Origin of the sequence: Streptomyces sp. NPDC096048 (genome assembly GCF_044763415.1) — a bacterium.
GTDB lineage: Bacteria > Actinomycetota > Actinomycetes > Streptomycetales > Streptomycetaceae > Streptomyces.
In genome coordinates this window covers 44486-58115 of sequence record NZ_JBIWGG010000011.1, presented here as the reverse complement: position 1 = coordinate 58115, position 13630 = coordinate 44486, and the positions used below count along the sequence as shown (strand labels likewise).

Sequence of the window (13630 nt, the reverse complement as noted above, 5' to 3'; positions counted from 1 at the left end):
CTGTGACCCGCTGTGTCTATCACCTGGCACGTTCCCCGGGAACCACGCGCGCTACACGCGTCACATGTCGGCCGGCCGCTCCAGGGGCCGGTCCGACGGCACCCGCTGCGGGTTCTCCAGGAACCGCAGCAGCTCCACCGGGAAGGGCAGTACCAGCGTCGAGTTCTTCTCCGCGGCCACCGCCACCACCGTCTGCAGCAGCCGCAGTTGCAGCGCGGCCGGCGTCTCCGACATCTCGCGCGCGGCCTCGGCGAGCACCTTGGACGCCTGACGCTCGGCGTCGGCGTTGATCACCCGGGCCCGCCGCTCACGGTCCGCCTCGGCCTGCCGGGCCATCGAGCGCTTCATGGTCTCGGGCAGCGACACGTCCTTGATCTCGACGCGGTCTATCTGCACGCCCCAGCCGACGGCGGGGCTGTCGATCATCAGCTCCAGGCCCTGGTTCAGCTTCTCCCGGTTGGACAGCAGGTCGTCCAGGTCGCTCTTGCCGATGATGGACCGCAGCGATGTCTGGGCCATCTGGGACACGGCGAATTTGTAGTCCTCGACGCGGATGAGCGCGTAGGCGGCGTCGACCACCTTGAAGTAGACGACCGCGTCCACGCGGACGGTCACGTTGTCCCGGGTGATGCCTTCCTGGGCGGGCACCGGCATCGTCACGATCTGCATGTTGACCTTGTGCAGCCGGTCCACCACCGGAACGATCATGGTGAAGCCGGGTTGTCGCACCTCACCGGCGAGCCTGCCGAGCCGGAGGACGACCCCGCGCTCGTACTGCTTGACGATCCGCGCCGCCGAGGCGACGTACAGCACCCCGGCGCTTCCGGCGGCGGCAGCCGCGGTCAGCAGCTCCTGGAGCATGGCGACCTCCTCGCCCTGAGGATCGTTTCGCCTACTTCTGCCACGATATGCCGGAGGTCCGGTCCGAGGCCATGCCCCGGACCGGACCTCCGGCACATCGACGGGGCTACACCGCCGCCGTCGCCGGTTCGGTGACCTTCACCGGGTCCGTGCCGGTGGCGCTGTGCCGCTCGGCCCAGTTCTCCAGCGCGGTGCGGCAGGCGTGGTCCAGGTGGTGCAGTCCGGACAGGTCCAGCTCGACCGGGCGGTCCTGCGGCAGCGCCTCCAGGCTCTCCAGGATCTTCGGCAGCCGCAGGAAGGTCGCGTTGCCGGACAGGTGCGCCTGGACGGGACCGGCGCCCTTGTCGACGACCTCCAGCTTGAGGTGGGAGGCCTCCCAGGCGGTCTTGACCACGGACAGGGCCAGACCGATCAGCACGCCTTCGAACATGTTGACCGCGACGATCGACACGGCCGTGACCACCAGGATCAGCGCCTCGCCCCGGTGATCGCGCCACAGCGGCACGATGCTGCGGAACGGGATCAGCTTCCAGCCCGCGTGGACCAGGATGCCCGCCAGCGCGGGCAGCGGGATCAGGGCCAGCACGGACGGCAGCAGCGCGGCGAACAGCAGCAGCCACACCCCGTGCATGACCCGGGACGCCTTGGTCCGCGCGCCCGCGCTCACGTTGGCGGAACTGCGCACGATGACCGCGGTCATCGGCAGTGCGCCGAGCAGACCGCACACCGTGTTGCCCGCGCCCTGTGCCATCAGCTCCTTGTTGTACTCGGTGCGCGGGCCGTTGTGCAGCCGGTCCACCGCGGCGGCGCTGAACAGGCTCTCCGCCGAGGCGATCAGCGTGAAGGCGACGATGGTGCCGAGAATGCCCACGCTCGCCAGCTCGCCGAAGGCGTCGGCGCCGGGCGGCTGGACGGAGTCCAGCAGGCCGTTCACCTCGACGGTCGCCACCGACAGTCCGAAGACCGCCGTGACCGCCGTGGCCAGGCCGACCGCGGCCAGCGCGCCCGGCACGGTCCGCACCCGCTTCGGCAGCCGCCGCCACAGCACCAGCACCGCGACGGTGCCGGCGCCGAGGGCGAGCGAGGTGAGCGCCTCGGTGCTGCCCAGCGCGTCGACGGCGGCCCCGGGCAGCCCGGTGATCTTGTCGATGCCGGAGGCGGGCGCCTCGATACCGGCCGCCGAGTACAGCTGGCCGGCGATGAGCACGAGGCCGATGCCGGCCAGCATGCCCTCGACGACCGACAGGGAGATCGCCCGGAACCAGCCCCCCAGCTTCAGGGCGCCCATCGCGAGCTGGAGGAGACCGGCGGCCAGCACGATCACGCCGAGCGCGGGCAGCCCGTACTCGTCGACCGCGCCGAAGACCAGCACCGTCAGGCCGGCGGCCGGACCGGACACCTGAAGGCTGCTGCCCGGCAGGAGGCCGGTGACGATGCCGCCCACGATGCCGGTGACCAGGCCGAGTTCGGCCGGGACACCGGAGGCGACGGCGACGCCCACACACAGCGGGAGGGCGACCAGGAACACGACCAGCGAGGCGGTGAAGTCCTGCCGCAGATGGGGGAACCTCGCGGAGCCCTTGGATATGGCGTTCACGCCGGCGCTCACAGCGTCTCGAACGTGTCGGTGTCCGCGTGGTGTTCGCGCACGATCCCGGTGTGGACCTCGTAGTACCAACCGTGCATCCGCAGCCGGCCGTCCGTCAGCCGCCGCTCGACACAGGGGTACGAACGCAGCCGCAGCAGCTGGGCCAGGACGTGGTGCTGTACGGCCTCGGCGACCGTCGGGTCGGCGGGGTCGCACGGCTTCGGCTCGTCCGCGGCGTGCGTCAGCCAGTCGCGCACGGCGGGTACGGCGGACAGGTCGTCGCCGCGCACCAGGGCGCCGACGGCGCCGCAGTGCGAGTGGCCGCAGACCACGATGTCGGTGACGCCGAGCACTTCCACGGCGTACTCGATGGTGGCCGCCTCGCCGGTCGGGCGCTCGGCGCCGTACGGCGGGACGATGTTGCCCGCGGTGCGCAGCTCGAAGAGCCGGCCGGGCCCGGCGCCCGTGATCAGGGCGGGTACGACCCGGGAGTCGGAGCAGGTGATGAACAGGACTTCGGGCGACTGGCCTTCGGCGAGCCCGGCGAACTCCTCAGGGCGCTGTCCGTACGAGCGGGCGTTGTCGATGAGGGGCTGCATGATGTGGTGATTCCTCCTGGCGCGCAGTGGGGGCGCGTCGGATGGGCAGGACAGAGGTGGGGATGTTCCGGTCCCTCAGCAGCGGAAGACCTGAAGTGCCGCCGGGGAGTGGTCCGGCGCGGATCTCGGCCGGTGTTCCGTCGCACGGCCGGACATGACGGGTTCGGGCGCCGCCGGGCCGCGCTGCCGCAGACACGGGCGTTCGGGAGCCTCGGGCTGGGGCGCGGCGGTGGCGCGGTGCCGGTCGCGGACGCGCGGGGAACTGCTCGGGTGCCCGGACCGGCCGGGGTCGTGGCAGGTGACGATCTCGTCGTGCGATGCCATGCCGGGAAGGGTGGTTCCGGAATGGGCATTGGCCACGGCATCACGGCTCGTATGCGCGGATGCGAAGGGTGCGCCGGGAGCGAAGGCCACCAGGGCGATCAGGACGGCGGCGAGGAACGCAACCGCGGTCCGGGCCGTCGTGGCTCGCAACGTACGCCCCCCTCCAGGCAGTTCTCGCCAGTGGCATGTGCCGACCCGTGGCCGAGGCAAGGTCAATGCACTGCCAACGCATGGTCAATGCGCGGTCAAGAAACACGTTAACCCTGCAAAGGGCTTTGCAGGGTTAACGTAGCGTTGCGAGCTGAAGAGAGCCTGAAAGTCGCGGGTGAGTTGGCGGGAACAGGCCGTTCCGGCCGCGCTCAGGCGGTGTCGACCAGGCGTGCCGCGTCCCGGGCCAGCGCGGTGAGCCGGGAGATCGCCCGGAAGTACTTCTTGCGGTATCCGCCCTTCAGCATCTCCTCGCTGAAGAGCCGGTCGAACGGCAGCCCGGAGGCCAGCACGGGCACCTCACGGTCGTAGAGCCGGTCCGCGAGCACCACGAGGCGCAGTGCCGTCGACTGGTCCGGCACCGGGCGCACTCCGGTGAGGCACACGGCCGTGAGGCCGTCGGTCAGGGCGCCGTACCGGCTGGGGTGGACGCGGGCGAGGTGGTCGAGGAGCGCGGGGAAGGCGTCCAGGGAGGCGCCCTCGGCGGCCCGCGCCGCGCGGGTCACCTGCTCGTCGGAGTACGGCGCCGGTGCCTCGGGCAGGCCGCGGTGGCGGTAGTCCTCGCCGTCGATGCGCAGGGCGCGGAAGTGGGCGGACAGGCCCTGGATCTCGCGCAGGAAGTCGGCCGCCGCGAAGCGGCCCTCGCCGAGCTTGCCCGGCAGTGTGTTGGAGGTGGCGGCCAGCGCCACGCCCGCCTCGACCAGCCGGGCGAGCAGGCTGGAGACGAGGACGGTGTCGCCGGGGTCGTCGAGCTCGAACTCGTCGATGCAGAGGAGACGGTGCCCGGAGAGGGTCCGCACGGTCTGCTGGAAGCCGAGGGCGCCGACGAGGTTGGTCAGCTCCACGAAGGTGCCGAACGCCTTGCGGGAGGGTTCGGCGGGGGTGGCGTGCCACAGGGAGGCCAGCAGGTGGGTCTTGCCGACGCCGTAGCCGCCGTCGAGGTAGACGCCCCGGGGGCCGGCGGGGGGCTTCGGGGCCCTGCTCCGGCCGAGGCCGAAGAGGCCGCGCCTGCCCGTGGCGGCCGGGGCGCCGTCCAGTCCGGTAGCGAAGTCCTCCAGGACCCGTACGGCCTCGCTCTGGCTCGGCTGGTTCGGGTCCGGGATGTAGGTGCTGAAGCGCACCGAGTCGAAGCGCGGCGGGGGCACCATCTCGGCGACCAGGCGGTCCGCGGGGACGTGCGGCTCGCGGGCGCACAGGGACAGCGGGGCGGAGGCGGACTCCGTCCCGGCTATCGGGGGGCGACCGGAGGGGGCGGAACCGGGGGCGGGGGAGGAGGACGACACGGGGGTCCATGGTAGGGCCTGTCCGGGGGGTGCCGGTCGGCGTGGGGGTGTGACGTGGGTCGGTGCGGGTGCGGGTGCGGGTGCGGGTGCGGGTGCGGGTGCGAGTGGGGGGGCGTGCGGGTTCGGGTGCTGGGGGTGTGGGCGCGTGGGGAGCGGGGTTGCGTGTACCCGGACCGTGCGTTGTTCCGGTTGCCCGGTGTGGGGGCTGGGCGGGGTGGGGTGCGTGGCCCGGCGTCGCGGGGTGCCGCCGCGGCCACCCGCGCCGTGCTTGGCGGCACGACTTACCGCGGTCGCGCGGCTGCGGCTGTGCGGGCGCGGGCGCGGGCGCGGTTCGGTCGGGCGGTGCGTGGAACACTGCACGGCATGCGACGCCTGTTCCCCGTGACCCCTGTGACCGATCAGACAGCCGGCCCGGACCTCGACGGGACCGATCGGGAGTGGAGCCTCGCCGAGCTGGCCGCCGCCTACGCCTATCCCGAGCAGGACGGGCGGCCGACGGCGTGGCTGCGGGCGAACATGGTCTCCACCCTCGACGGTGCCGCCCAGCACGACGGCCGCTCCCAGCCCATCTCCAGCGCGGCCGACATGCGCATCTTCGGCACGCTGCGCGCCCTGGCGGACGTGGTGGTGGCCGGCGCCGAGACCGTACGCCAGGAGGGGTACCGCCCGGCACGCTCGCGTGCGGAGTTCGTGGAGCTGCGGCGGGCGGCCGGGCAGGGCCCCGCGCCGGCGATCGCGGTGGTCAGCGCGAGTCTGGAGCTGGACTTCTCCCTGCCGTTGTTCACCTCGCCGCTGGTGCCCACCCTGGTCCTGACCGGCGCGGCCGCGGCCCCGGACCGGATCGCGGCCGCCGAGAAGGCCGGCGCCCGGGTGGTGATCGCCGGTGACGGCGTCGGCGTGGACCCCGCCCGTGCCGTCGACGCGCTCGTCGGGCTCGGTCACACCCGGCTGCTGACCGAGGGCGGCCCGCGGCTGCTGGGGCAGTTCGTCACGGCCGGGGTGCTCGACGAGCTGTGCCTGACCGTCTCGCCGATGCTCACCGCGGGCGCCGCGCAGCGCATCGCGGGCGGGCCCTCGGTCGAGGTTCCGCGGCGGTTCGCGCTCGCGTCCCTGCTCGAGGAGGAAGGGTTTCTCTTCAGCCGCTACCGGCGTGACTGAGGGAATCGGTGGAATCTACCGTTCCGCTTAGTTCGGGCCGGGCACACTGAATCCGGCAGTACCCGTGCGATCACGGGGCAGGATGGTTTCCGCAGGAACCGGTACGGCCTACGGAGGGTGGGCCCGACGGTCCCTCGAAGGAGAAGGGGCGCCCGAGTGTTCACAAGCGTTTTGATGATCGAGAAGGCCCTGACGTCCGCCGACGTGGAGTTCGTCACCACCTTGCACGGGGAGGAGGCGGTCGCCTTCCACGTGCTGCTCCAGCCGCGCGGCGATCAGGCGGACAGGCTGCTGAGAGCCATCGACGACGTCGCCCTCGGCGAACTGGACGAGGCCGTACGCGAGGGCGAGACGCCCGAGGGCCAGGAGGCGCAGAGCGTCGGGCAGCGGGCACTGGAGGTGTCCCTCACCGCCCTGCGCGCGTCCGGGGCCGAGGCCGAGGGGCGCCTGATCGAGGACCACCCGCTCGACGAGCTCAAGTCCCTGGTCCTGGAGATCGGGGCCGACGAGGTGATCGTCCTGACCGATCCGCACTACGTGGAGGAGTTCTTCCACCGGGACTGGGCCTCGCGGGCCCGGCACAAGGTCGGCGTGCCGGTCCTGAAACTGTTCTCCCACAGCAAGGCATAGGCTGGGGCCGCGCTCCGGGACCCCGCGCCGGGGGCGCGCCACCAGCACGACCACCGCTCGCCGGCAGCACGCCCGCGAGCACCACCTCTCGTACCACCTGTCGCACCTCTGGGGAGAACAGCGCATGGCACCCGGCCTTCCTACCGCCATGGACCGACCGCACTTCATCGGCATCGGCGGCGCCGGGATGTCGGGCATCGCCAAGATCCTCGCCCAGCGCGGCGCCGAGGTGGCGGGCAGCGACGCCAAGGAGTCCGCGACCGCCGACGCCCTGCGCGCGCTCGGCGCGACCGTGCACATCGGGCACGCGGCGGAGCACCTCGCCGACGACGCCAGCTGCGTGGTCGTGTCGTCGGCGATCCGCGAGGACAACCCGGAACTCCTCCGCGCGGCCGAACGCGGCGTCCCGGTCGTCCACCGCTCCGACGCCCTCGCCGCCCTGATGAACGGGCTGCGTCCGATCGCGGTGGCCGGCACGCACGGCAAGACGACCACCACCTCCATGCTGGCGGTCTCCCTGTCCGAGCTGGGCCTGGACCCGTCGTACGCGATCGGCGGCGACCTGGACGCGCCCGGCTCCAACGCCCTGCACGGCGACGGCGAGATCTTCGTCGCCGAGGCGGACGAGAGCGACCGCAGCTTCCACAAGTACGCCCCCGAGGTCGCCATCGTCCTCAACGTCGAACTCGACCACCACGCCAACTACGCGTCGATGGACGAGATCTACGAGTCCTTCGAGACCTTCGCCGGCAAGATCGTCCCCGGTGGCACCCTGGTGATCGCGGCCGACCAGGACGGCGCCCGGGAGCTGACGCGGCGACTGGCCGGATCGGTGCGGACGGTGACGTACGGGGAGTCCGAGGACGCCGACGTCCGCATCCTGTCGGTCGTCCCGCAGGGCCTGAAGAGCGAGGTCACCGTGGTGATGGACGGCGCGGAGCTGACCTTCGCGGTCTCCGTCCCGGGTCGTCACTACGCCCACAACGCGGTCGCCGCCCTCGCCGCCGGCGCGGCACTCGGCATCCCCGCCGCCGAGCTGGCCCCCGCCCTGGCCGCCTACACGGGCGTCAAGCGGCGCCTCCAGCTCAAGGGCGAGACGGCCGGCGTCCAGGTCGTCGACTCCTACGCGCACCACCCCACCGAGATGACGGCGGACCTGGAGGCCATGCGCGCCGCGGTCGGCGACGCCCGCATCCTGGTCCTCTTCCAGCCGCACCTGTTCTCCCGCACCCAGGAGCTGGGCAAGGAGATGGGCCAGGCCCTCGCGCTGGCGGACGCGTCGGTCGTCCTCGACATCTATCCCGCCCGCGAGGACCCGATCCCGGGCATCACCAGCGAGCTGATCATCGAGGCGGCCCGGGCAGCGGGCGCGGACGTCACTCCGGTCCACGACAAGGACGGGGCGCCCGCGGTGGTCGCGGGAATGGCGAAGGCCGGTGATCTCGTTCTCACCATGGGCGCGGGCGACGTCACCGACCTCGGACCGCGCATCCTGGACCAGCTGTCGAGCACGGGTAAGTAAGGGGCTGAGGACTCATGTCGTACGACGTCGAGAAGCCGGACGAGCAGTGGCGCGCGGAACTGGCGCCGGCCGAGTACGCCGTCCTGCGCCAGGCCGCCACGGAACCCGCCTTCACCGGTGAGTACACCGACACCAAGACCGAGGGCGTCTACTCCTGCCGCGCCTGCGGCGCGGACCTGTTCACCTCCACCACCAAGTTCGAGTCGCACTGCGGCTGGCCGTCCTTCTTCGACCCGAAGGACACCGACGCGGTCGAACTGATCGAGGACCGGTCCCACGGCATGGTGCGCACCGAGGTGCGGTGTGCCCGGTGCGGATCGCACCTCGGGCACGTGTTCAAGGGCGAGGGGTATCCGACCCCCACCGACCAGCGGTACTGCATCAACAGCGTCGCGCTGCGGCTGGCGCCCACGGAGGGCTGAGTCAGCGGGCGGCGGCCGGGAGCGTCACGGTGAACACCGTCACGCCCGGCTCGCCGCCCAGCTCGATCGTCCCGCCGTGCGCCCGCACCAGCGAACCGGCCACGGCGAGGCCCAGTCCGCTGCCGCCGCGGTCGCGGCTGCGGGCCTTGTCGACCCGGTAGAAGCGGTCGAAGACCCGTTCCCGGTCGGCGGCCGGGATGCCCGGCCCCGTGTCGGCGACCGCCACCCGGACCGCGTCGGGCGTCACGGTGACGGCGACCGAGACCTTGGAGCCCGGCGGGGTGTGCACGGCCGCGTTGGTCAGCAGGTTGTCGAGCACCTGCCGGATGCGCTGCGGGTCCATGCGCACCTTCACCACCGCGGGGCCGGTCGTCACCGTCAGCGGATGCTCCGGGTGACCGGCGCGGAAGGCGTCGCCCGCCTGCCGTACCAGCTCCGTCAGATCCGCGTCCTCCCAGCGCAGCGGCGCCTCCGCCTCGGCCGCGTCCAGCCGGGCGAGCAGCAGCAGGTCGTCCAGGAGCACACCCATCCGGGCCGCCTCGGCGCGCAGCCGGGCCAGATGCCGATCGCGTTCCCCGGGCTCGTTGGCCGCCGCGTACTGGAAGAGGTCGGCGTAGCCCCGTACGGACATCAGCGGGGTGCGCAGCTCGTGCGAGGCGTCCGCGACGAACCGGCGCAGCCGCCGCTCGGCCTCGGCGCGCACCGCGAGCGAGTCGTCGATGTGCTCCAGCATCGTGTTGAACGCGGTCCGCAGCTCCGCCACCTCCCGGCCGCCGTCCCTGCCGTCCACGCGCAGCGGCAGCCGGGCGGCCGACTCGGTCAGGTCGTGCGAGGCGATGCCGTGTGCCGTGCTCGCCATGTCGCTCAGCGGCTTGAGACCGCGCCGCAGCGTCCGCCGTCCGAACACCACCAGCGCCAGCAGCGCGAGACCGAAGGCGACGACCTGCACCGTGATCAGCTGTTCCACGGTGTCCTCGACGTCCCCCATGGGCGCGGCGCTGACCAGCACCACCCCGGGCTCGACCTCGCAGGCCCGCAGCAGATAGGGGCCGTGCCCGTCGATGCGCACGGTGCGGGTGAGGTCCTCGTCGGAGCGGGCCATGGTCTGCGCCAGGGCGGTCAGGGCCCGGCTGTCCGCCGGCACCTCCGCGGGCGTGCGCAGGTCCGCCGAGTCGCCGGAGACGTCGTACACGGCCGTGTACCAGCCGTAGTACGGCTTGCGCCGCACGGTGCCGTGCGCAGCCGCGTCCTTGGACTGCACGATCTGCACCAGCTTCATCTGGTCGGCGAGCTGCCGCTCCAGATAGTCCCGCATGTACGCGGTCAGCACCGTGCCGACCACGGCGAACACCACCAGCGAGAGCACGCCGAGGCCCAGCGCCAGCCGGGTCCCGAGCCGCAGCCCGCGGTAGGCGCGCCACCACCGTCGTATCACCGGGCCGCCTGCCGGATCACGTACCCGAAGCCCCGCACCGTCCGGATCAGCGGCTCAGCGGTGCCGTCGGTGGCCGCGGGGTCGTCGGGGGCGTCGAGCTTGCGGCGCAGCCGGCTGACGACCAGCTCCACGACGTTGGACCGGCCGCCGAAGCCGTACTCCCACACGTGGTCGAGAATCTGAGCCTTGGTCAACACCGTCGGCGACTTGCGCATCAGATAGCGCAGCACCTCGTACTCGGTCGGCGTCAGCGACACCCGCCGCTCGCCCCGGCGCACCTCACGGGTGTCCTCGTCCATCGTCAGGTCCGCCACCCGCAGCACCGACCGCTGGAAACCGGGCCCGGCGCTGCGCCGCAGCACGGTCCGCAGCCGGGCCATCAACTCCTCCACGGCGAACGGCTTGACCAGGTAGTCGTCACCGCCCCGGGTCAGCCCCGCCACCCGGTCGGCCACCCCGTCGCGCGCGGTCAGGAACACCACCGGCACCATCGTCCCCGAGCGGCGCAGCCGGTCCAGGACGCCGAAGCCGTCGACGTCCGGCAGCATCAGGTCGAGCACCACGATGTCCGGGCGGAAGTCGGCGGCCAGCCGCAGCGCCTGTTCGCCGGAGTCGGCGGTGACCGCCTCCCAGCCCTCGTAGCGGGCGACGGTGGCCACGAGGTCGGCGATGGGCGGGTCGTCGTCCACCACGAGGAGCCGTACTTTTTCCACCCGCTCATACTGCGCCACCGGCCGCTCGCACCCCAGAGGACGGGGACCGCCGTGCCGCGATCGACAGGTACTCGAAAGTCGCCCGACAGGAAAACGACAGGGCCGGCGGGGGCCTCATACAGCCACCACGGGTCCGCGACATGGGACGTCTAGACTCTTCCGGCAACGACCTGTAGCGACCTGGCCAGAACTTCCGCCCCACCCGAAGGGTATTCGGCGCTTTGATACGGATGGAATCAGTCACCAAGCGGTACCCGGACGGCACCGTGGCGGTCGACAGGCTGTCGCTGGAGATACCGGACCGCTCGATCACGGTCCTCGTCGGGCCGTCCGGCTGCGGCAAGACGACGACCCTGCGGATGATCAACCGAATGGTCGAGCCCACCGAGGGAGCCATCCTCCTCGACGGCGCGGACCTCCAGCGGCAGCCGGTCACCACGCTGCGCCGGTCGATGGGATACGTCATCCAGAACGCCGGGCTCTTCCAGCACCGGACGATCATCGACAACATCGCCACCGTGCCCCGCATGATCGGCTGGGGCAAACAGGCGTCCCGCGAGCGGGCGGTGGAGCTGATGGAGCGGGTGGGGCTCGACGCCTCTCTCGGCAAGCGGTACCCGTACCAGCTCTCCGGCGGCCAGCAGCAGCGCGTCGGCGTGGCGCGGGCGCTCGCCGCCGACCCGCCCGTGCTGCTCATGGACGAGCCGTTCTCCGCCGTCGACCCCGTGGTGCGCAAGGGACTCCAGGACGAACTCCTGCGCATCCAGGAGGAGCTCGGCAAGACCATCGTCTTCGTCACGCACGACATCGACGAGGCCATCAAGCTGGGCACCATGGTCGCGGTGATGCGCACCGGCGGCCGGCTCGCCCAGTTCGCGCCGCCCGCCGAACTGCTGTCGAATCCCGCGGACGACTTCGTCGAGGACTTCCTCGGCGCCGACCGCGGCATCCGGCGGCTGTCCTTCTTCCCCTCCGCGGACCTGGAGTTGACGAGCGGCCCGGTGGTACGCGTGGACGCCACGGCCGAACAGCTCGCCGCGCCCGACGCCCCCTACCTGCTGGTGACCGACGGGGAGAGCAGGCCGCTGGGCTGGGCCGAACCGCGGGACCTGACCGCCGGGGAGATCGCGGTGGAGGGACTGCTGCCGTACGGGCGGCCGTTCGTGCCCGGCGCCGACTCGCTGCGGGCCGCGCTCGACTGCGCCGTGCTCTCGCCCACCGGCTGGGCCGTCGCCGTGGACGCCGACGGCCGGGTGACCGGTGTCGTCTCCCAGCGGACCATCGGCGAGGCGATCCGCACCGCCCACGGTGCGGCGAACACCGGTGACGCACCGGCGGACGGGGCACAGGACGTACCGGCGGAGGACGCACAGGACGCACAGGATGTACCGGCGGACGACGCACAGGCCGGCGACGCGGCGCAGGCGGGGCCCGCCGGTGTCACGAAGGTCGGCCCGTGAACGGCTTCTTCGACATCCCGAGCGACCTCGGCAACACCTACTTCGGCCTGATCTGGCTGCACCTGCGCGAGGCGCTGCTGCCGGTCCTGGCCGGGCTGCTGCTCGCGCTGCCCGTCGCCCAGCTCTGTGTGCGGTTCCGCTGGCTGTACCCGCCCGTGCTCGGCGTGACCACCGTGTTCTACGCCGTTCCGTCGCTGGCCGTCTTCGTCGTCCTCATCGACTACACCGGCCAGACCGAGCTGACCGTGATGATCCCGCTGGCCGTGTACAGCCTGGTGGTGCTCGTCCCGGCGATCGTCGACGGCGTGCGGTCGGTGCCCGAGGAGACCCTGGCCGCGTCCACCGCCATGGGCTTCGGACCGGTACGGCGGTATCTGCAGGTGCAGTTGCCGATCGCCGTGCCCGCGATCCTCGCCGGGCTCCGGGTGGCCGTGTCCGCCAGCATCTCCCTGGTCAGCGTCGGCGCCCTCATCGGCAACCAGGGCGCCCTCGGCAACCTGCTCGCGGCCGCCCAGAAGTACGGCCGTCCCGAACTCGCGGTGAACTCCGTCCTCACCACCGCCGTACTGGCGGTCCTGTGCGACGCGGCGCTCGTCCTGGTCCGGAACCTGCTGACGCCCTGGATGCCGCGCGGCAAGGGCAAGCGTCCCAAGGAGTCCGCCGCGCGGCAGGAGCGGACCGAACCGGAGAAGGCGGCCACGCGGTGAACGTACTCGACTTCGTCAACGCCTTCTTCAGCGACAGCGCCCACTGGCACGGCTACGACGGCATCCCGCGGCGCCTGCTGGAACACGTCCAGTACACGCTGATGGCCCTCGGTCTCGCCGCCGCGATCGGCCTGCCCGTCGGACTGCTCACCGGGCACACCGGACGCGGCGGCAACGCCGTCGCCTTCGTCGCCACCGCCGCCCGCGCGCTGCCCAGTTTCGGTCTGCTGGTGCTGATCGCCGTCGTGGTCGGCATCGGCCTGCTGCCCGTGATGATCCCGCTGGTCGTACTCGCGATCCCGCCGATCCTGGTGACCACCTACGAGGCGGTCCGCTCGGTCGACCCCTCCCCGGTGGACGCCGCGCGCGGCATGGGCATGCACGAGTCGAGCATCCTCTTGCGGGTCGAACTGCCCGTGGCCCTGCCGCTGGTGCTCAGCGGACTGCGCTCGGCGGCCATCCAGGTCGTGTCGACGGCGACCATCGCCGCGTACGTCAGTCTCGGCGGAATCGGCCGGTACATCATCGACGGGCTCTACCAGCGCGACTACGAGAAGGTGGTCGGCGGCGCCACCCTGGTGGCGCTCCTGGCGCTCGTCACGCTCGCCGTGTTCTGGGCGGCGGGACGGCTGGCCGTGTCACCGGGGGTGCGCAGGCGCTGAGCCGGAGCATGACCTCGACACAGTTGTGAAAGAAATCGTGACCAGGCCGTTCTTGACTG

General features: G+C 72.1%; 14 protein-coding genes. 7 read left to right on the top strand and 7 right to left on the bottom strand.

Annotation, left to right across the window (positions count from 1 at the left end):
• Positions 1–60: 60 nt before the first annotated feature.
• The 5 genes from ACIQ6R_RS28655 to zapE all read right to left on the bottom strand — a co-directional run bounded on the left by ACIQ6R_RS28655 (position 61) and on the right by zapE (position 4862).
• The gene (locus tag ACIQ6R_RS28655) at positions 61–861 is read right to left on the bottom strand and encodes a slipin family protein (protein WP_404182075.1); all 801 of its coding nucleotides are present in this window, start codon (positions 859–861) and stop codon (positions 61–63) included.
• 106 nt (positions 862–967) lie between these two features.
• The gene (locus tag ACIQ6R_RS28650; protein ID WP_404224416.1) at positions 968–2458 is read right to left on the bottom strand and encodes a SulP family inorganic anion transporter; all 1491 of its coding nucleotides are present in this window, start codon (positions 2456–2458) and stop codon (positions 968–970) included.
• An 8-nt stretch (positions 2459–2466) separates the two neighbouring features.
• Entirely contained in the window at positions 2467–3048 is a 582-nt protein-coding gene (locus ACIQ6R_RS28645) for a carbonic anhydrase (protein ID WP_404182081.1), read from the bottom strand.
• Positions 3049–3123: 75 nt separating this feature from the next.
• A complete protein-coding gene (locus tag ACIQ6R_RS28640; protein WP_404224415.1) occupies positions 3124–3372 on the bottom strand; it encodes a hypothetical protein in 249 nt (82 codons plus the stop codon).
• 359 nt (positions 3373–3731) lie between these two features.
• Entirely contained in the window at positions 3732–4862 is a 1131-nt protein-coding gene (gene zapE / locus ACIQ6R_RS28635; protein WP_404224413.1) for a cell division protein ZapE, read from the bottom strand.
• 363 nt (positions 4863–5225) lie between these two features.
• Between zapE and ACIQ6R_RS28630 the strand changes: the two genes are divergently transcribed.
• From ACIQ6R_RS28630 to msrB, 4 genes are all read left to right on the top strand, one after another.
• The gene (locus tag ACIQ6R_RS28630) at positions 5226–6020 is read left to right on the top strand and encodes a pyrimidine reductase family protein (RefSeq protein ID WP_404224411.1); all 795 of its coding nucleotides are present in this window, start codon (positions 5226–5228) and stop codon (positions 6018–6020) included.
• A 156-nt stretch (positions 6021–6176) separates the two neighbouring features.
• Complete coding sequence (locus ACIQ6R_RS28625) at positions 6177–6650, top strand: indole-3-glycerol phosphate synthase (protein WP_404182093.1); 474 nt, start codon at positions 6177–6179, stop codon at positions 6648–6650.
• A 124-nt stretch (positions 6651–6774) separates the two neighbouring features.
• Positions 6775–8172: a UDP-N-acetylmuramate--L-alanine ligase gene (gene murC, locus ACIQ6R_RS28620; protein ID WP_404224409.1), complete on the top strand. Its 1398-nt coding sequence runs from the start codon at positions 6775–6777 to the stop codon at positions 8170–8172.
• A gap of 14 nt (positions 8173–8186) precedes the next feature.
• Positions 8187–8594 carry a peptide-methionine (R)-S-oxide reductase MsrB gene (msrB, locus tag ACIQ6R_RS28615; RefSeq protein ID WP_404182099.1) on the top strand — a complete coding sequence of 136 codons (408 nt, stop codon included), beginning with the start codon at positions 8187–8189 and terminating at the stop codon, positions 8592–8594.
• 1 nt (position 8595) lies between these two features.
• On the opposite strand, the gene ACIQ6R_RS28610 is transcribed toward msrB, so the two are convergent.
• Both ACIQ6R_RS28610 and ACIQ6R_RS28605 read right to left on the bottom strand, forming a co-directional pair.
• Positions 8596–10029, bottom strand: a complete 1434-nt coding sequence (locus tag ACIQ6R_RS28610) for an ATP-binding protein (protein ID WP_404224406.1) — start codon at positions 10027–10029, stop codon at positions 8596–8598.
• Positions 10026–10742 carry a response regulator transcription factor gene (locus ACIQ6R_RS28605; protein ID WP_404224405.1) on the bottom strand — a complete coding sequence of 239 codons (717 nt, stop codon included), beginning with the start codon at positions 10740–10742 and terminating at the stop codon, positions 10026–10028. The genes ACIQ6R_RS28610 and ACIQ6R_RS28605 overlap by 4 nt, the downstream gene beginning before the upstream one ends.
• Before the next feature lie 221 nt (positions 10743–10963).
• On the opposite strand from ACIQ6R_RS28605, the gene ACIQ6R_RS28600 reads away from it, so the two are divergent.
• The 3 genes from ACIQ6R_RS28600 to ACIQ6R_RS28590 are packed head-to-tail and all read left to right on the top strand — an operon-like array spanning position 10964 to position 13571.
• Positions 10964–12202 carry an ABC transporter ATP-binding protein gene (locus ACIQ6R_RS28600; protein ID WP_404224403.1) on the top strand — a complete coding sequence of 413 codons (1239 nt, stop codon included), beginning with the start codon at positions 10964–10966 and terminating at the stop codon, positions 12200–12202.
• A complete protein-coding gene (locus tag ACIQ6R_RS28595; protein WP_404182111.1) occupies positions 12199–12909 on the top strand; it encodes an ABC transporter permease in 711 nt (236 codons plus the stop codon). Before ACIQ6R_RS28600 ends, ACIQ6R_RS28595 begins: the two co-directional genes overlap by 4 nt.
• The gene (locus ACIQ6R_RS28590) at positions 12906–13571 is read left to right on the top strand and encodes an ABC transporter permease (protein WP_404224401.1); all 666 of its coding nucleotides are present in this window, start codon (positions 12906–12908) and stop codon (positions 13569–13571) included. The genes ACIQ6R_RS28595 and ACIQ6R_RS28590 overlap by 4 nt, the downstream gene beginning before the upstream one ends.
• The last annotated feature ends 59 nt before the right edge of the window (positions 13572–13630 follow it).

Bases quoted from the DNA above. Each gene is read 5' to 3' on its own strand.
- ACIQ6R_RS28655 (WP_404182075.1), bottom strand. From the start codon at position 861: ATGCTCCAGGAGCTGCTGACCGCGGCTGCCGCCGCCGGAAGCGCCGGG.
- ACIQ6R_RS28645 (WP_404182081.1), bottom strand. From the start codon at position 3,048: ATGCAGCCCCTCATCGACAACGCCCGCTCGTACGGACAGCGCCCTGAG.
- ACIQ6R_RS28640 (WP_404224415.1), bottom strand. From the start codon at position 3,372: ATGGCATCGCACGACGAGATCGTCACCTGCCACGACCCCGGCCGGTCC.
- ACIQ6R_RS28630 (WP_404224411.1), top strand. From the start codon at position 5,226: ATGCGACGCCTGTTCCCCGTGACCCCTGTGACCGATCAGACAGCCGGC.
- murC (WP_404224409.1), top strand. From the start codon at position 6,775: ATGGCACCCGGCCTTCCTACCGCCATGGACCGACCGCACTTCATCGGC.
- msrB (WP_404182099.1), top strand. From the start codon at position 8,187: ATGTCGTACGACGTCGAGAAGCCGGACGAGCAGTGGCGCGCGGAACTG.